The sequence below is a fragment of the Morganella sp. HSTU-ASny43 genome (genome assembly GCF_022819185.1).
Lineage (GTDB): Bacteria > Pseudomonadota > Gammaproteobacteria > Enterobacterales > Enterobacteriaceae > Morganella > Morganella morganii.
In genome coordinates this window covers 22,369-40,036 of the sequence record NZ_WSPG01000003.1, presented here as the reverse complement: position 1 = coordinate 40,036, position 17,668 = coordinate 22,369, and the positions used below count along the sequence as shown (strand labels likewise).

Annotated in this window: 17 protein-coding genes; 7 read left to right on the top strand and 10 right to left on the bottom strand. The window is 52.3% G+C overall.

Annotated elements, in window-relative coordinates:
- The first annotated feature begins 69 nt into the window (after window positions 1-69).
- Window positions 70-672, top strand: coding sequence for a nitroreductase family protein (locus GN208_RS02445; RefSeq protein ID WP_004236410.1), 603 nt, complete (start codon window positions 70-72; stop codon window positions 670-672).
- A gap of 136 nt (window positions 673-808) precedes the next feature.
- Here GN208_RS02445 and mak read toward each other — a convergent pair whose 3' ends face one another.
- Entirely contained in the window at window positions 809-1,717 is a 909-nt protein-coding gene (gene mak / locus GN208_RS02440; RefSeq protein ID WP_004236409.1) for a fructokinase, read from the bottom strand.
- 179 nt (window positions 1,718-1,896) lie between these two features.
- Between mak and rdgC the strand changes: the two genes are divergently transcribed.
- Complete coding sequence (gene rdgC / locus GN208_RS02435; protein WP_004240426.1) at window positions 1,897-2,805, top strand: recombination-associated protein RdgC; 909 nt, start codon at window positions 1,897-1,899, stop codon at window positions 2,803-2,805.
- A 50-nt stretch (window positions 2,806-2,855) separates the two neighbouring features.
- Here rdgC and GN208_RS02430 read toward each other — a convergent pair whose 3' ends face one another.
- A complete protein-coding gene (locus GN208_RS02430; protein WP_004236407.1) occupies window positions 2,856-3,560 on the bottom strand; it encodes a hypothetical protein in 705 nt (234 codons plus the stop codon).
- An 87-nt stretch (window positions 3,561-3,647) separates the two neighbouring features.
- On the opposite strand from GN208_RS02430, the gene GN208_RS02425 reads away from it, so the two are divergent.
- On the top strand, window positions 3,648-4,277 hold the full coding sequence (locus GN208_RS02425; RefSeq protein WP_036416646.1) for a TetR/AcrR family transcriptional regulator: 630 nt from the start codon (window positions 3,648-3,650) through the stop codon (window positions 4,275-4,277).
- 35 nt (window positions 4,278-4,312) lie between these two features.
- Here the strand turns inward: GN208_RS02425 and yedF are convergent, their stop codons facing one another.
- From yedF to folB, 7 genes are all read right to left on the bottom strand, one after another.
- Window positions 4,313-4,558 (bottom strand): sulfurtransferase-like selenium metabolism protein YedF, encoded by a 246-nt coding sequence (gene yedF / locus GN208_RS02420; protein WP_004236405.1) that lies wholly within the window; start codon window positions 4,556-4,558, stop codon window positions 4,313-4,315.
- A 10-nt stretch (window positions 4,559-4,568) separates the two neighbouring features.
- A complete protein-coding gene (gene yedE / locus GN208_RS02415) occupies window positions 4,569-5,780 on the bottom strand; it encodes a selenium metabolism membrane protein YedE/FdhT (protein ID WP_004236404.1) in 1,212 nt (403 codons plus the stop codon).
- 594 nt (window positions 5,781-6,374) lie between these two features.
- Complete coding sequence (hypE, locus tag GN208_RS02410; RefSeq protein WP_004236403.1) at window positions 6,375-7,394, bottom strand: hydrogenase expression/formation protein HypE; 1,020 nt, start codon at window positions 7,392-7,394, stop codon at window positions 6,375-6,377.
- A gap of 1 nt (window position 7,395) precedes the next feature.
- Window positions 7,396-8,526, bottom strand: a complete 1,131-nt coding sequence (gene hypD / locus GN208_RS02405; protein ID WP_004236402.1) for a hydrogenase formation protein HypD — start codon at window positions 8,524-8,526, stop codon at window positions 7,396-7,398.
- Window positions 8,527-8,535: 9 nt separating this feature from the next.
- Complete coding sequence (gene hypB / locus GN208_RS02400; RefSeq protein WP_015422965.1) at window positions 8,536-9,633, bottom strand: hydrogenase nickel incorporation protein HypB; 1,098 nt, start codon at window positions 9,631-9,633, stop codon at window positions 8,536-8,538.
- Between the two features lie 257 nt (window positions 9,634-9,890).
- The gene (bacA, locus tag GN208_RS02395; protein ID WP_004236400.1) at window positions 9,891-10,712 is read right to left on the bottom strand and encodes an undecaprenyl-diphosphate phosphatase; all 822 of its coding nucleotides are present in this window, start codon (window positions 10,710-10,712) and stop codon (window positions 9,891-9,893) included.
- A gap of 144 nt (window positions 10,713-10,856) precedes the next feature.
- A complete protein-coding gene (gene folB, locus GN208_RS02390; RefSeq protein WP_004236399.1) occupies window positions 10,857-11,210 on the bottom strand; it encodes a bifunctional dihydroneopterin aldolase/7,8-dihydroneopterin epimerase in 354 nt (117 codons plus the stop codon).
- Between the two features lie 108 nt (window positions 11,211-11,318).
- Here folB and plsY point away from each other — a divergent pair, with 108 nt between their 5' ends.
- Window positions 11,319-11,975 (top strand): glycerol-3-phosphate 1-O-acyltransferase PlsY, encoded by a 657-nt coding sequence (gene plsY / locus GN208_RS02385; RefSeq protein WP_004240442.1) that lies wholly within the window; start codon window positions 11,319-11,321, stop codon window positions 11,973-11,975.
- A 36-nt stretch (window positions 11,976-12,011) separates the two neighbouring features.
- Here the strand turns inward: plsY and tsaD are convergent, their stop codons facing one another.
- Window positions 12,012-13,031, bottom strand: a complete 1,020-nt coding sequence (tsaD, locus tag GN208_RS02380) for a tRNA (adenosine(37)-N6)-threonylcarbamoyltransferase complex transferase subunit TsaD (protein ID WP_004236396.1) — start codon at window positions 13,029-13,031, stop codon at window positions 12,012-12,014.
- Between the two features lie 449 nt (window positions 13,032-13,480).
- Here tsaD and rpsU point away from each other — a divergent pair, with 449 nt between their 5' ends.
- From rpsU to rpoD, 3 genes are all read left to right on the top strand, one after another.
- Window positions 13,481-13,696, top strand: coding sequence for a 30S ribosomal protein S21 (gene rpsU, locus GN208_RS02375; protein ID WP_004240446.1), 216 nt, complete (start codon window positions 13,481-13,483; stop codon window positions 13,694-13,696).
- A 111-nt stretch (window positions 13,697-13,807) separates the two neighbouring features.
- Window positions 13,808-15,544: a DNA primase gene (gene dnaG, locus GN208_RS02370; protein ID WP_024474555.1), complete on the top strand. Its 1,737-nt coding sequence runs from the start codon at window positions 13,808-13,810 to the stop codon at window positions 15,542-15,544.
- A gap of 136 nt (window positions 15,545-15,680) precedes the next feature.
- Window positions 15,681-17,579 carry an RNA polymerase sigma factor RpoD gene (gene rpoD, locus GN208_RS02365; protein ID WP_223302412.1) on the top strand — a complete coding sequence of 633 codons (1,899 nt, stop codon included), beginning with the start codon at window positions 15,681-15,683 and terminating at the stop codon, window positions 17,577-17,579.
- Window positions 17,580-17,668: the final 89 nt, after the last annotated feature.

Below are 17,668 nucleotides of genomic sequence, written 5' to 3'. Positions count from 1 at the left end.
GCTGTTCATCATGAACTGAAGAGAGCGCGGAAACCGGTTTTTCCGACAAAAAATTTAACGGAGAGTAACATGTCTAATTCATTTATCGAGTTAATTAAAAAACGCAGAACAATTTACAGCCTTGGTAATAATCTGCCTGTTTCTCAGGATCGTATCGCCGCGCTCATCAAAGAAGCTGTGAAACACAGCCCGACTGCGTTTAACTCACAATCATCCCGCGTCGTGGTGCTGTTTGGTGAGAACCACAAAAAACTGTGGAATATCGTGAAAGATGCACTGCGCGCCATTGTCCCGGCAGACGCGTTTGCTGCGACCGAAGGTAAAATTGATAATGCCTTCCTGTCCGGTGCCGGTACTGTGCTATTCTTTGAAGACCAGTCCGTTGTCAAAGGCTTACAGGAACAATTCGCACTGTATGCGGATAACTTCCCGATCTGGTCTGAACAGGCCAGCGGTATCGCACAGTTTGCTGTCTGGACTGCACTGTCCGAAGAGAATATCGGTGCCTCCCTGCAGCACTACAACCCGGTGATTGATGAGCAGGTCAGCAAAGCCTGGAATATCCCGGCTGACTGGAAACTGCGCGCACAGTTAGTGTTCGGTTCCATTGAACAGGAAGCCGGCGAAAAAGCCTTTATGGATGATGAAAGCCGCTTCAGAATCTTCAACTAATCTTCCGGACTCAGCCGCGTATTAAACGCAGCTGTTCCCGGACGCATCAGGCGCTTTACCTGTCACAAAGCGCCGTTATTACCTTCTGTTATCGTGTTAAAATATGCCTTGCCCGCCTTGTGCGGGCTTTTTTTTATCAGGCTTTCGGCCACAGCCACGCCGCACCACGGACACCACTGGAGTCACCGTGCACCGCTTTGCGGATCGGCGTATCGCACTCACCACCGAAAACACGGGAGCGCATCAGCGCCGGTACCGTCTGATACAAGCGATCGACGTTACTCATCCCGCCGCCCAGCACAATCACATCCGGGTCCAGCATATTCACGACCTGGCCGAGCGCTTTTGCCAGCCGCTGCTCATAATTCACCATCACCTGTTCAGCCGGTAAGTCGCCCTGTGACAAACGACGGATGATCTCCGCACCTTTGCAGACCTCACCGGTCAGCGCGGTATAATCAGCCATAAAACCGGTGCCGGAGATAAACAGTTCGGTACAACCCTGTTTGCCGCAATAGCAATCCGCCATTCCTTTAAACAGCCGGTCGGCTTCATCCTGCCACGGCAGCGGGTTATGTCCCCACTCCCCGGCCACACCGTTACCACCGCTGTGAACCTGTCCGTTCAGGGCAATCCCCGCACCGCAGCCGGTACCGATAATCACCGCGAAAACGACCGGAAACCCTGCGCCTGCACCATCAACCGCTTCGGAGACCGCCAGGCAGTTTGCATCATTTGCCACCCGCACTTCCCGTTGCAGTAATGCACTGAGATCCGCATCAAACGGCTGACCGTTCAGCCAGACCGAATTAGCATTTTTTACCCGTCCGGTGACCGGCGACAGTGTTCCCGGGATCCCTACTCCGACAGTGCCGGTCTCTCCGGTGGCGGTTTCTGCATCGTGAACCAGCCCGGCAATCGCCTGTAATGTTTGCTGATAGTCAAAACGCGGCGTATCCGTTCGTTTACGGAATAATTCCTGCCCCTCATTACTGAGTGCGATCACTTCAATTTTGGTGCCGCCCAAATCAATACCGATCCGCATACTGTCCCCTTCTGCTGTGGATTTACGCTCTGTCTTTCATACCTCTGATAATGCAGGGCAGCGGCCTGACAATCAAGTTTCCGCGCGAAGGCATTAGAGCAACGCGGCAAGATCCGTTATCATAGCGGGATGCAATTCTCACCGCGCAATGACCGCGCATCATAAAACAGGACTGTCCGATGTGGTTTAAAAATATACTCGTTTACCGCCTTAGCTCGCCGTTTCCGCTGTCTGCCGATGAGCTGGAAAAACAGCTGGAACACATGGCATTCACGCCGTGCGGCAGTCAGGATATGATGAAAACCGGCTGGGTTTCGCCGATGGGCTCCCGGGGTGATGCACTGACTCACGCTGCCGGTAAACAGATCCTTATCTGTGCTAAAAAAGAAGAAAAAATGCTGCCATCGCCGGTAATTAAACAGGAATTGCAGGCGAAAATTGAAAAGCTGGAACATGAGCAGCATCGCAAACTGAAGAAAACGGAAAAAGATTCCCTGAAAGATGAAGTGGTTCATGCTCTGCTGCCGCGTGCCTTCAGCCGTTTCAGCCAGACCGCCATCTGGATTGATGCGGAACGCGGCCTGATTATCGTCGATGCGGCCAGTGCCAAACGGGCGGAAGATAACCTTGCCCTGCTGCGTAAAACACTCGGCTCTCTGCCGGTGATCCCGCTGACCACCAAAGACCCGATTGAACTGACGCTGACCGAATGGGTGCGCTCCGGTGATTTACCAACCGGTTTTGCCCTGATGGATGAAGCTGAACTGAAAGCCATTCTGGAAGACGGCGGCGTGATCCGCTGTAAGAAACAGGATCTGGTATCAGACGAAATCGCCACCTGCATTGAAGCCGGAAAATGTGTCACCAAACTGGCACTGGACTGGGAAGAGCGGATTCAGTTCCTGATGTCTGATGACGGTTCCTTTAAACGCCTGAAATACAGTGATGATTTAAAAGACAAAAATGAAGATATCGACCGCGAGGATTTTGCTCAGCGGTTTGATGCTGATTTTGTCCTGATGACCGGCGAACTGAGTGCGCTGATCAGCAATACCATTGCCGCCCTCGGCGGTGAAGCGGAACACTGAAAATAAGATCTGCGGGAAGCCCGGTAACAGGCTCCCGCTGATATCCGCTGTTATGCCCACGGCAGCGGGGCTTTTTCATCATTACCGTGCTCGCCGTAATAGAGCGACGGCAGAAAACGGGACAAGTAAGTAAACTCGTTATAGCAGTGCTTCATCAGCCCGAAACCAATCTCATCCGGCAGTTCCGTCAGCGGATCCGCCAGTGACGCCCCGAGTAAAAACCGGCTGCGCAGCACACATCCGAACTCTGTATCATAGGTTATATGCAGCATTTTTCCGTCGATCGGGTAACCGAGCGTATCGGTTTTCACATCATCCCCGAACCCGATATGGGCGCAAACAGCACCGGAAATCTGATGCGTCTGCCGCGCGGCGGCCAGTTTATCCGCATCAAAGAAATCCTGTGCATCGTTGAATTTCAGTGTCGCGCCGACCGGCGGGATCGGCCCGAGAGACTCAACCGCACGGATTGTCGCCCCGATATAACTCTCCCCTTTTTTCCAGACCGAATCCCAGCCGTGATGTGCCACATGATCATGTGGGTGCCACCAGCGGATATGCTGCGTGGTTTCAAAAAACGTGAACCACCACTCCAGCATCCGCCCTTTACAACCGTGCAGGTCGGTTCTGACAGATACTGTCAGCAGCCCTTCTTCGCTGCGCTCCAGACCCATTTCCATCCGCAGTGGTTCAGGAGATAATAACTGGTTAATATCATCCGGTGCCCGGGGTAAGTTTTGTTTTTTCGCTGACATGACGTATACTCCATAATTAAGAAACGATTTTCGTTCCCTAATTAATATTGTCCTGTAACGGGTATTTGTCAATTGAGGATCGCACGTATGGCTAATAATGAAGCTGCCACAGAACCCCGCGGACGTGGCCGTCCGGTTGTTCCGGAAGAAGAACTGATTGCAAAAATCCGCGAGGCATCACTTAGTCTGTTGTTATCACAGGGATATTCCGCAATGACGATGGATGCGGTGGCAAAACAGGCGGGTGTCTCCAAAAAGACGCTGTACCGGTTCGCTGGCAACCGTGAAGATCTGGCGGAGCAGATAGTGCGCGGCTGGACGGATTCCTTTGTGCCGCTGTTTATGCAGGATGCAAAGACTAAAGATGAATTTTATCAGCTGCTTGAAAACAATCTGACCATCATGAGCCACAAGGTGCTCAGTGCTGAGGCGGCGGGATTATTTTGTCTGCTGAGCAGTGAGTTTCCCGGCCGGGAGTTATTGCTGACCCGCTATCAGGCCTGCGGTATTGAGCGCGGACGTGCGCTGCTGACAGAATGGTTGTCCCGTCATCAGGCGTTTCTGCCGCTGCCGGATGCAGCTCAAACCAGTGATTTGCTGTTATCGATGGTGATGGCAGAGCCGCTGCGCCAGATTGCCCTGAAACTGGCACCACCAGCACCGGATTACCCGGTACAGGCGCGGATCCGTGCTGCGGTGGCATTACTGAAACGCTGACGGGCACCGGCGGATAACCGGCACCCGAAACCGCATTATTTCTGTATCAGATAGCGGATTGTCGGCCCGTCCTGCTGGATGGATAACACGGTGTAGCCGTGGTTTTTGGCATCCAGCGGGATATTGTTGATGGATTGCGGGCAGTCACTCACCACTTCCAGGATCTCTCCGGGTTTCAGTGACGGCATGGCTTCAAGAGTCGCCACTGCCGGATACGGGCACGGCTCACCGACCATATCCAGCCGGTAATCCGGCACAATTGCAGTATTTTCGGTATTCATGGTGTGCTCCTTAATGTGCGGCAGCGGCGACAGTGTCAGCCTGGTTTTTCCGGCGGAAGAAGCGTTTCTCCCACATCAGTAACAGGATAAAGGCAAAGGCGAGTAATCCGTAAGTAACCAGCAGACCACCAGCCGGGCCGAAGGTATCCAGCAGGTTGACTTTGTCATAGTCAGTCGCCAGCCACGGTGCCACGGAATCCCAGTAATAAGCCAGAATAGTCGCGCCGATAATATTACCCAGGCCGACCCACCAGAAATGCACCTGACCTTCCACAGCACGGTACATCCAGCCGGTTTCACAACCCCCTGCCAGCACAATACCGAAGCCGAACAACAACCCGCCAATCACAGCGTTAGGACCGGCCCAGAAGATTTTCGGCTCTGCGCCCAGTTGCACATAGCTGTAGATGCCGATGGCACTGACCGCCATACCGAGGATAATCGCTTTCGCCATCTGGGTACGCCCGGTGATCCAGACATCACGGAATGCGGAGGTAAAACAGATTTGCGCCCGTTCAATCAGCAGACCAAATCCGATACCGAACAGCATCGCCATGCCAAGTTTCGGGGATTTAAACAGCGTGAACAGAGACCAGGTGACACACAGCAGGAAGATCAGCATACCGAGACGAAAACGGCGTTTCGCCCGCTGCAAATCCTGTGTCAGCGGTGAGGCTTTGCTGACTTTCTGCAGTTTGACCGGAATGCGGAACATCGGCAGCAGCGTAAATTTTGCGCCGAAGTAAGAGCCTGCGGCGGTTGCCAGTGCAAAGAACCAGGCATGGAGGGAGAATTGCGGGATACCGGTAAAGAAGGCTGCCAGGTTACACCCCATTGCAAGACGTGCCCCGAAACCGGCGATAATGCCGCCGATAACGGCCTGCCAGATACGGATTTTGTGTTGCGGAAGGCGGATTTTGACGTTGTTAGCCCATAAGGCTGCGGCGATACAACCGGCAAACATACCGATAATCATCATGCCGTCGATACGATCCAGGGGCGAGCCCTGCAAACCGATCACCTTAAAATACCCCCAGTTTTCCGGATGAGCGCCGAACAGTTGCAGAATGTGTCCGCCCCAGCGCGTAAACTCTCCGGTGACCGCCCAGAATGTGCCTGTTAATCCGAAGTAGTATGCGGATAAGATGCCGGCGGCGATCACTGCGGGCAACGGCTGCCAGAACCTGACAAGATACGTTGATTTAAATGTAGACCAGTTCATTTTTTTACCAAAAAAATCCCGACAGCGTCGGGAATCGATGTCGGAGTACGTGTGTACCAGTAGGATCTTTATATGTGATCCACCGGAGAATCATACTCCTGTATAAGATAATTCGCTTATTAATATTTTTAAAAATACTGGCATGTCCTCGGCGCTTTATGCTTTCTTTTTTTTACCGGTCAGGTCTTCTGAATACTCACTGTGTGCCGAAAAGAATAAAACATCAAACCATCTTCTTTCAGATTCGGGCAGCGGGATAACCGGCAAAGCGGAAAGACGCTGACACATCCTTGTTCGCTCGGATCGCGCCATCCATGGCGCTTGACGCTTTCCTTTTTTTACCGGTTAACCCCTCATATACTTCAACTTTGTTAAAAACAGAAAACAGAAAAATCAATCTGCTAAATCATCCGGTTTGTGGCAAACCGAACGAAGCCAACACAGCCACAGGCCGGAGGATGAAACAGATAAATCTGCTAAATCATTCGTTTCACAGGAAGGCGGCAAAGAAAAATCCCCGGGGAGCATACATCAGTATGTGACCCGGGGATTTTGCTGCAGCCAACGCGTCTGTGGAGCGAAGGATGACGCAGATTAGCAGATGCGGGGCAGCGGCTCGTTATACGGAAGATCCAACAGCCTGGTCGCGCCGAAAATCCCCTGCACTTTCACCTGTTTTGCTTCTGTTACCTGCCCGATGGTACAGGCGTCCTGACCCAGAGGGCTGTTACGGAGGGCTGCCAGCACGGTGGCTTCGGCTTCCGGGGCTGTGACAATCACCACTTTACCTTCATTGGCAAAATTGAGTGCCTCCAGCCCCAACAGCTCGCACACACCACGTACTGCAGTTTTCAGCGGCAGTTTCTGTTCTTCGATATTCATACCGCACTGTGAAGCATCGGCAAACTCATGCAGGATAGCGGTGACGCCGCCACGGGTGGCATCACGGACAGCTCTGATGCCGTCAATCGCCCGCAAAGGTGCAAGCATCGGCTCCAGAACCGCACAGTCGCTGCGCAGATCAGCATCCAGCCCGAGGTTCTCGCGCAGATTGAGGATCGCCGCACCATGATCACCCAGTGTGCCGCTGACAATAATTTTATCCCCCGGACGGCATTGTGCTGCTGCCCAGTTCAGCTGATGCGGGATCACACCGATACCGGCGGTATTGATAAACACTTTGTCTGCCGCACCGCGCGGCACCACTTTGGTGTCACCGGTCACAATCTGAATACCGTTGGCTTTTGCGGCTTCCGCCATACTGCTGACCAGCTGAGAGAGAATGTCAAACGACAACCCCTCCTCAAGGATAAATCCACAGGAGAGGTAGCGCGGGATTGCGCCACCGACAGACAGATCATTCGCTGTGCCGCACACGGCCAGTTTGCCGATATTGCCGCCGGGAAAAATAATCGGATCAATGACATAGCTGTCGGTGCTGAACGCCAGACGATCACCGGCGGCCTGTAATTCCGCCAGCGGTATTCGTGCCTGATCTTCTTTTTCATTCAGATACGGATTGAAAAATGCCTGCAAAAACAGGGAGTCAATCAGTTGCTGCATCCCCTGTCCGCCGTTGCCCTGGGCCAGGGTGATTTCAGTAATAGGTTTCATGTTATTCTCCGCGCCGATACTGATAATAAGCTGCGCAAGCCCCTTCAGAGGAGACCATCAGTGCGCCGAGTGCCGTTTCCGGTGTGCATGCGTTGCCGAACAGCGGACAGTCCGCCGGTTTGCAGCGGCCTGTTAATACCTCCCCGCAACGGGCCTGCGGATTATCGGCAACAGACTGCGGCTGCGGCCGGAAGCGGCGTTCAGCATCAAATTCATGGTAAGCCGGTGTCAGCTGAATACCGGAGTCCGCAATATTGCCGAGCCCGCGCCATTCACTGCTGGCTTTCAGTTCAAAGACTTCCGCCAGCGCTTTCTGTGCCAGCAGGTTACCCTGCTCCGGCACAATACGGCTGTACTGATTTTCCACCACCATCGGCGCGTGTTTGTCCTGTGCCTGCTTTTTCAGCTGGCGGACAACCATCAGAATAGCCGTCAGCAGATCCAGCGGCTCAAAGCCGGTCACCACAAACGGTTTGGCAAATTCATCACACAACAGCTGATACGGCGTGCAGCCAATCACCATACTGACGTGCCCCGGCGCGATAAAGCCGTCGATAAACACATCTTTTTGTTCCAGCAGTGTGCGCAGGGTCGGGATAATGGTGATGTGCTGACAAAAAACGGTGAAGTTTTTCAGTCCGGTTTTTTTCGCCAGTTGTAAGGTGGCCGCCGTGCCCGGCATGGTGGTTTCAAAACCGAGCCCGAAGAAAACAACCTCTTTGTCCGGATTATCACGGGCAATAGTCAGCGCATCCAGCGGGGAATAGACAATGCGGATGTCGCTGCCGTGACGGCGGGCATCCAGCAGCGAACCGCCGCGTCCGGGAACGCGCATGGCATCCCCGAAAGTGCAGAAAATCACCCCCGGACGGGCCGCGATTTCCAGGCAGGCATCAATACGCCCCATCGGCAGCACACAAACCGGGCAACCCGGTCCGTGAACAAATTCCACTGAATCAGGCAGCAGTTTATCCAGCCCGAATTTAAAGATGGCGTGAGTATGGCCGCCGCACACCTCCATAATCTGCAAAGGCTGTTTCAGCGGATGCGGCCACGAAGCCATCTCTTCCCGGATCTGCGCCAGCAGTTTTTCTGCCAGTGCCGGATCACGGAACTCATCAACAAAACGCATAGAAATCCCTTATTCCGCCGCACCGCGCTGCTGATTCACCTTGCTCAGGCGCTCCTGTAACCAGGCAACCCATTCATCCATTCCTTCACCGGTAGTGGCTGACAGAACAATGACATCGATATCCGGATTCACACGGCGTGCCGCATTCATACAGGTTTCAATATTGACATTCACATACGGCAGCAGGTCGATTTTGTTAATCAGCATCAGGTCTGCGGCAGCAAACATATGCGGGTATTTCAGTGGTTTATCTTCACCTTCTGTCACTGACAGAATGGCAACTTTGTGCTGCTCACCCAGATCAAAGCCGGCCGGGCAGACCAGGTTGCCGACGTTTTCGATAAATAACAGGCTGTTATCTTTCAGTCCGAGGTGATGCATAGCGTCATGCACCATCTGCGCATCCAGGTGACACCCTTTGCCGGTATTGACCTGAATCGCCGGTACGCCGGTTGCGCGGATCCGCTCAGCATCATTGGTGGTTTGCTGGTCGCCTTCAATCACGGCACAAGGGACTTTGTCTTTCAGGTAATTAAGTGTGCGGGTCAGTAATGTGGTTTTGCCGGAGCCGGGGCTGGACACCAGGTTCAGCGCCAGAATGCCCTGCTCCTGTAAATGTTCGCGGTTATGGACGGCGATTTGGTTGTTTTTATCCAGCACCCCCATCTCAATCTGCACCATCCGTTTCTGGGTCAGGCCCGGCGCGTGTGTGCCCGCTTCGCCCATCCCGTAATGCATATTGTCTTTATCAATTACCGGCGCAAAAGCCGCTGCATGGTCATGACCGTGGTCGTGTTCATGTGAATGATGATGGTCGTGAGCATGTTCGTGCTCATGAGAATGGCTGTGGCCGTGCCCGTGATCATGAGTGTGTTCATGTCCGTGGCTGTGCTCATGACTGTATCCGTGAGCATGCTCTTCACCGGCTTCACGGCCGTCATAATAATAGTGATTCACATCGCCGTTATGATGATAGTGGTGGTGATGAATGATGACGGGGCGGGAATGGTTGTCATGTTCATGATGATGGTGATCATGGCCGTGGTGGTCGTGGCTGTGACCTTCAATCTGCACGTTTCCTTCGCTGCAACCGCATGTGCTGCACATAATCCTGACTCCTGCTCGATTTATTGGCTCCGGCGCGGCATTGTGGTCAGACTCGTGACAGGTGCGGAGCATCTGATCACGCTGTGTCGGGCAGTCAACATAAATAAAATATTACACATAAAAGCCGGTAAACCATTACCGGTTTTTATGTATCCGTTATTAATTATATTAGTAGCAAATCTGCGGAGTGCCCGCTTTGACTTTGCGCAGGTCAGATGGATTTTCCCTGCGCAAAGAGTGATGTGTTTACGCGAAACTCAGTGGACAAACACCACGTAAACGGCAGCAGCCACAATAAAGCGGTAGATAGCAAACGGGATAAAGGAGATACGTTTAATCAGTGACAGGAAGGTTTTCATGGCAATCAGCGCCACAATAAACGCCGCCAGGAAACCGACCGCAAACATCGGAATATCCGAGTTGCTCAGGAAATGCCAGCTCTTGTATAAATCCAGTGCTGTCGCGCCCATCATCATCGGTACGGCCAGAATAAAGGAAAACTCTGATGCAGTGTAACGGTTGATCCCCATCAGCATACCGCCGGAGATGGTGGCACCCGAACGGGAGAATCCCGGCCACAGAGCCAGGCACTGGAAACAGCCGATGGCAAACGCCTGACGGTAGCTGATATCATCAAGACCAGTGGCCTGCACCTTCTTCGGCTTAAAGACTTCAGCCACAATCAGCAGGATACCGCCCGCAACCAGCGCGTACATCACATTCACTGGGTTAAACAGAGACTTAATCTGATCCCGCAGCAGTAAACCGAGAACCACCGCCGGTAACATAGCAATAATAATGTGGAGTAAATTCAGTTTTCCCTGAGTCTGTCCTTCATGGGGAACCCGGCCGAAGTGAATACCGATAAGGGCAAACATCCGCCGCCAGAACAGGAAAACCACTGCCAGAATGGAACCGAGCTGGATAACCACTTCAAACGTTTTTGCTTTATCGCCGGTAAAGCCGATAAGCTCAGCAACAATAATCATATGACCGGTTGATGACACCGGCAGAAATTCGGTTAATCCTTCAACAACCCCGAGAATCAATGCATGCAGTAAACTTGTGATATCGCCCATATAACGCCCTGTATGGCAGATAAAATAAGGCACTCCCGGACGCGGGAATGCCGGATACGGAGAACAGCATATGACGCAAGTGTGACAATTTCATGACACCCTCAGCGCTTTTATGACAGTTCCGCTGACGGCATTATGACAACATCAGGCCGCACTTCGTTCAATAATGACACCCACTTCTTCCGCCTGTGCCACAGCACCCGGCTTAGCCACGCAAATACGGACCCAAGGGGTGCCGAACTCAGTCAGTAATAATGACGCCACTTCTTCCGCCACACGTTCCACCAGTGCGAACTGTCTTGTCTGCACATAATCCAGAATTGCAGTGCTGACCCCGGCATAATCGAGACAATGTTCCACATCGTCACTCTCAGATGCGCGTTTGTTATCCCAGTGCATTTCGATATCGAGCACTAATTTCTGCGTAATATCCTTTTCCCAGTCGTAAGCACCAATCGTTGTAAAAACAACAAGTTTCTTAATAAAAACAACATCCATCCGCATTTACCTCGTTTTTTTATGCTCATCGGATATCACTTCCCATGAAATATGCGTATTATCCATGGAGGCCAATAACTGTAATTTACCGTCTGTCAGGAGAGAAGCATGAGTGGAATCGCGCTTGGTATGATCATCTTCGCTTATCTGCTGGGATCAATTTCCAGTGCGATCCTGATCTGCCGTCTTGCGGGACTGCCGGATCCGCGGCATCACGGCTCCGGAAACCCGGGGGCGACCAACGTGCTGCGCATCGGCGGCAAACTGGCGGCTGCCGGTGTCCTTATCTGCGACGTACTCAAGGGTATGCTGCCGGTCTGGCTCGCTTACCTCCTGCAAATACCGTATTTTTACCTCGGCATTATCGCCATTGCCGCCTGTTTAGGCCATATTTATCCGGTATTTTTCCACTTTAAAGGCGGAAAAGGCGTGGCAACGGCATTTGGTTCGATTGCCGCCATCGGCTGGGATCTGACCGGACTGGTTGCCGGAACCTGGCTGCTGACCGTGCTGCTGAGTGGTTACTCATCATTAGGCGCGATTGTCAGTGCGCTGGTGGCACCGTTTTATGTCTGGTGGTTCAAACCGGAGTTTACCTTCCCGGTCGCCATGCTCTCCTGTCTGGTGCTTATCCGCCATCATGACAATATTCAGCGGTTGTGGCGCGGACAGGAAAGTCGCATCTGGCAGAAGCTGAAGAAAAAGCGGGCCAAAACGGATAAAGAGATAATCCAGGAAGCGAAAGAGCAGGAAAAAGAGGATTAAAAAAAGGCGCTGAAGCGCCTTTTTTGTGTCCGGAAATTATTTGTCCAGCGGCGGTAACTCAGCCAGCGGCCACCGCGGACGGACAGTCACGCCTAATTCACTGCGCATACCGCCTTTGAAGCGGATCATCCCGGCCAGCGCGATCATCGCACCGTTATCCGTACACAGTTCAGGACGGGCATAGAACGCTTCTCCGCCCAGTTTTTGCAGTGTCTGCGCCATGCGTTCGCGCAGCGTGCGGTTTGCACTCACGCCGCCTGCCATCACCAGCCGTTTAAATCCGGTCTGCTCCAGCGCGCGTTTGCATTTGATCACCAGCGTATCGACCACCGCATCTTCAAAAGCACGGGCGATATCCGCCTTTGTCTGGTCTGAATCATCATTCTGATGAATGGTATTAGCGGCAAAGGTTTTCAGCCCGGAGAAGCTGAAATCCAGCCCCGGCCGGTCGGTCATCGGACGCGGGAAGGTAAAACGTCCCGGCGTGCCCTGTGCTGCCATGCGTGACAGTGCAGGCCCGCCCGGATAATCCAGTCCCAGTAATTTGGCTGTTTTATCAAAGGCTTCACCGGCTGCATCATCGATAGATTCACCCAGCAGCGTGTATTCACCGATACCGGTCACACTGATTAACTGCGTATGACCGCCGGATACCAGCAGCGCGACAAACGGAAACTCCGGCTGATGTTCTTCCAGCATCGGTGCCAGCAGATGGCCTTCCATATGGTGAACCGGCACCGCCGGGACATCCCAGGAAAACGCCAGCGCACGGCCGACTGTTGCCCCGACCATCAGCGCCCCGACCAGCCCCGGTCCTGCGGTATAGGCCACCGCATCAATATCCTGTGCCGTCAGACCGGCTTCTTTCAGCGCAGCCTGAATCAGCGGCACCGTTTTCCGGATATGGTCACGGGATGCCAGTTCCGGCACCACGCCGCCGTAATCTGCGTGGACTTTGATCTGGCTGTATAACTGATTAGCCAGCAAACCGGCTTCATCATCATAAATTGCGATTCCGGTTTCATCGCAGGACGTTTCAATGCCTAACACTCGCATGGGACTTAACTCGCTGGAACAAAAACTGACGGGACTGGCGGCGGACAGCAGGAAGCAAATCCGTCTCCGCAAAGAGAACAGTGTATCACCATAATGGCGTGCTGACAGGTATTAAGGTGAAATACGGGGCTTTTCTGTCGTATTTTTATTCAGCAAAAACCGCTTATTCACAGGATGAACACAGTTATCCACATACTTTTCCCCTGCATAACGGATTTCTGTTGCTGACAAATCGCCGCGTATCCGCTATAATCTGCACCCTCTGTAAAACCCCTGTCGGGTGTGCGGATCCGGTCTTGGCGGTAACACCTGACCATATCCGGGGTATTTCTCTGTCTGATTATCCACAGCACTTTACAACGTGGGTCACATTGAAGTAAAATTCCGCACCATTTTAAAGACAACTGGCATAACGCCAGTACAGACCTATTTATTGAGGTGAGAGGCACATGCCGGTAATTAAAGTACGTGAAAACGAGCCATTTGACGTTGCACTGCGTCGTTTCAAACGTTCCTGCGAAAAAGCAGGCGTATTAGCTGAAGTACGTCGTCGTGAGTTTTATGAAAAACCAACGACTGTACGTAAACGCGCTAAAGCATCTGCTGTTAAGCGTCACGCTAAGAAACTGGCTCGCGAAAACGCACGTCGCACTCGTCTGTACTAATCGCTGCGGCCGCGCCGCAACTTAGTCAGACCGCAGTAGTTGCAGTTAATGGCCGTGTTTCCGGAAGGAAGCGCGGCTTATTATCGTTATCAGACAGGCGAAAAAGGGGTTATGGCCGGGCGCATTCCACGCACATTTATCAACGACTTATTAGCGAGAACCGATATCATCGATCTTATCGATGTCAGGGTGCCGCTGAAAAAACACGGTAAAAATCACCAGGCGTGTTGTCCTTTCCACAACGAAAAAACTCCCTCTTTTACAGTCAGCAGCGATAAACAGTTTTACCACTGCTTCGGCTGTGGTGCCCACGGCAATGCTATTGATTTTTTAATTAATTATGACCGGCTCGAGTTTGTCGAGGCGATCGAAGAATTAGCAGCAATGCACGGGCTGGATGTTCCTTATGAAACCGGAAGCGGCAGCAGCCAGATAGAAAAACATCAGCGCCAGAACCTGTATCAGCTGATGGAAAAACTGGACAGCTTTTACCGCCATGCATTACAGGCCGATAACGCCGGTCATGCCCGTGAGTATCTGAACCGCCGGGGTCTGAGTCAGGAAATTATCAGCCGGTTTGCAATCGGCTATGCCCCCGCCGGATGGGACAACGTTCTCAAACGCTTTGCCCGCAGTGAGGATGATCGTCAGCAGTTGCTGGATGCCGGCATGTTAGTGGTCAATGATAACGGCCGCTGCTATGACCGTTTCCGGGAACGTGTGATGTTTCCTATCCGCGACCGGCGCGGCCGGGTAATTGCCTTCGGCGGACGTGTTCTTGATGACGCACTGCCGAAATACCTGAATTCACCGGAAACCGATATTTTTCATAAGGGCCGCCAGTTATTCGGGCTGTATGAAGCGCAGCAGAATAACCGCGAACTGTCCCGCATCCTTGTGGTGGAAGGCTATATGGATGTGGTTGCCCTGGCACAGTTCGGTATTGATTATGCGGTGGCCTCACTCGGGACATCGACAACGGCAGAGCACATACAGTTGCTCTATCGGACATCTGATACCATAATTTGTTGTTATGACGGAGACCGCGCCGGACGTGAAGCCGCCTGGCGGGCACTCGAAACTGCTCTTCCCCATCTTAATGACGGGCGGCAGCTTCGTTTTATGTTTTTACCGGACGGCGACGATCCGGATTCACTGGTGCGCCGCGAAGGCCGTGAAGCCTTCGAGCAGCGGCAGAATGAGGCACACAGTCTGTCTCAGTTTCTGTTCGATACCCTGCTGCGCCAGGTGGATATGAGCACCCCGGAGGGGCGCAGCAAGCTGAATGCCCTCGCCATGCCGCTGATAAGCCGCGTGCCGGGTGAAGCCCAACAGGCGTTTTTATTGCAGGATCTGGGCAATTTACTCGGATTACCGGATATCACGCAGCTCAAACAGGCGGTCCGCCAGAGTGAAAACAGTCCCGGTTATCAGGCTCCGAAACTGAAACCGACTACCATGCGGATCCTGATTGCCCTGCTGGTGCAGAATCCGCAGTTTGCACAATTAGTGCCGCCGCTGGAATCCATTGATACCAGCCGTATTGCCGGTTTTTCATTATTCAGGGAGCTGATTGATACCTGTTTATCACAGCCCGGGCTGACCACCGGTCAGTTACTGGAACACTACCGTGATAATAAATTAGCGCCACAGCTTGAAAAACTGGCCGGATGGAACGATATAGAGATAGATGAGATAGCAGAAAAAACCTTCAAAGATGCCTTAAATCATCTGGTGGTATCTGCTCTCAATGACAGATTTAACTTCCTGATCGCCAAAGAGCGGACAGAAGGTCTGACCCCTGAAGAGCGCAATGAAGTGAGTCTTCTCGTGCGGGTCCGGCAATAAGTATTATTATTAAACTATGATGAATATAACGGCTTAAGTGCCGCAGACAGCAGGAACAGCCCTGCATGCCATGTCACCAAGGTTCATGGCCGAAGAAAAGAAATCCTTGATTGTTATTGTTGCTGGCTAAGTTGTTTTGCCGACCAACACAAACCTAAATACTCAGAAGTGTGGATACCGTCTTATGGAGCAAAACCCGCAGTCACAGCTGAAACTTCTTGTCACCCGTGGTAAGGAGCAAGGCTATCTGACCTATGCTGAAGTCAATGACCATCTGCCTGAAGATATCGTCGATTCTGATCAGATCGAAGATATTATCCAGATGATCAATGACATGGGCATTCAGGTAATGGAAGAAGCACCTGATGCTGATGATCTGATGCTGGCAGAGAATTCAACAGACACCGATGATGATGCAGCCGAAGCTGCAGCACAAGTCCTCTCAAGTGTAGAATCGGAAATTGGCCGGACCACTGACCCTGTACGTATGTATATGCGTGAAATGGGGACGGTAGAACTGTTGACCCGCGAAGGCGAAATTGACATTGCCAAGCGCATCGAAGATGGCATCAATCAGGTTCAGTGTTCCGTTGCTGAATATCCTGAGGCAATCACGTATTTACTCGATCAGTACGACCGCGTTGAAGCAGGCGAAGTCCGTCTTTCTGACCTGATTACCGGCTTTGTTGACCCGAACGCGGAAGAAGATCTGGCACCAACCGCAACCAACATCGGTTCTGAGCTGCCGGCCGAAGAATTAAACAAAGATGACGACGACGAAGACGAAGAAGAAGAGGATGACAGTGACAGCGATGACGATAACAGCATCGATCCTGAACTGGCTCGTCAGAAATTCGAAGCGCTGCGTGTGCAGCATGAAAAAGCGCGTCAGCAGATTAAAATTCACGGCCGCGACCACCCGAACACCAATGCGGAAATCCAGCAGCTCTCTGAAGTTTTCAAAGAGTTCCGTTTAGTTCCGAAGCAGTTTGACCATCTGGTCAACAACATGCGTGAAATGATGGATCGTGTCCGTCAGCAGGAACGCTACATCATGAAACTCTGCGTTGAGCAGAGCAAAATGCCGAAGAAAAACTTCATCACCCTGTTCACCGGCAATGAAACCAGTGATTCCTGGTTTACTGCTGCTGTCGCGATGAACAAACCGTGGTCTGAAAAACTGCAGGATGTCGCGGAAGAAGTTGAACGCAGCCTGCAACGTCTGCGTCAGATTGAAGAAGAAACCGGCCTGACCATTGAACAGGTCAAAGATATTAACCGCCGCATGTCTATCGGTGAAGCGAAAGCCCGCCGTGCGAAAAAAGAGATGGTTGAGGCGAACTTACGTCTGGTTATCTCTATCGCGAAAAAATACACCAACCGTGGCCTGCAGTTCCTGGATCTGATTCAGGAAGGTAACATCGGTCTGATGAAAGCGGTTGATAAATTTGAATACCGTCGTGGTTATAAGTTCTCAACCTATGCCACCTGGTGGATCCGTCAGGCGATTACCCGCTCTATCGCGGACCAGGCGCGTACTATCCGTATCCCGGTGCATATGATTGAGACTATCAACAAACTCAACCGTATCTCCCGTCAGATGCTTCAGGAGATGGGCCGTGAGCCGTCACCGGAAGAACTGGCAGAGCGGATGCTGATGCCGGAAGATAAAATCCGCAAAGTGCTGAAAATCGCCAAAGAGCCAATCTCAATGGAAACACCGATTGGTGATGATGAAGATTCGCACTTAGGGGATTTCATCGAGGATACCACCCTCGAACTGCCGCTGGATTCAGCCACCTCAGAGAGCCTGCGTTCCGCAACTCACGAAGTGCTGGCCGGCCTGACCCCGCGTGAAGCGAAAGTTCTGCGTATGCGTTTCGGTATTGATATGAATACTGACCACACGCTGGAAGAAGTGGGTAAACAGTTTGACGTTACCCGCGAACGTATCCGTCAGATTGAAGCGAAGGCACTGCGCAAACTGCGCCACCCGAGCCGTTCTGAAGTGTTACGCAGCTTCCTGGACGAATAATCCGCTTCAGGATCAGAGCATTATCAGGCGCCGTTTAACGGCGCCTTTTTTTATGCTTATTCATTGCCGGACAAGAAGTAATTCACTTA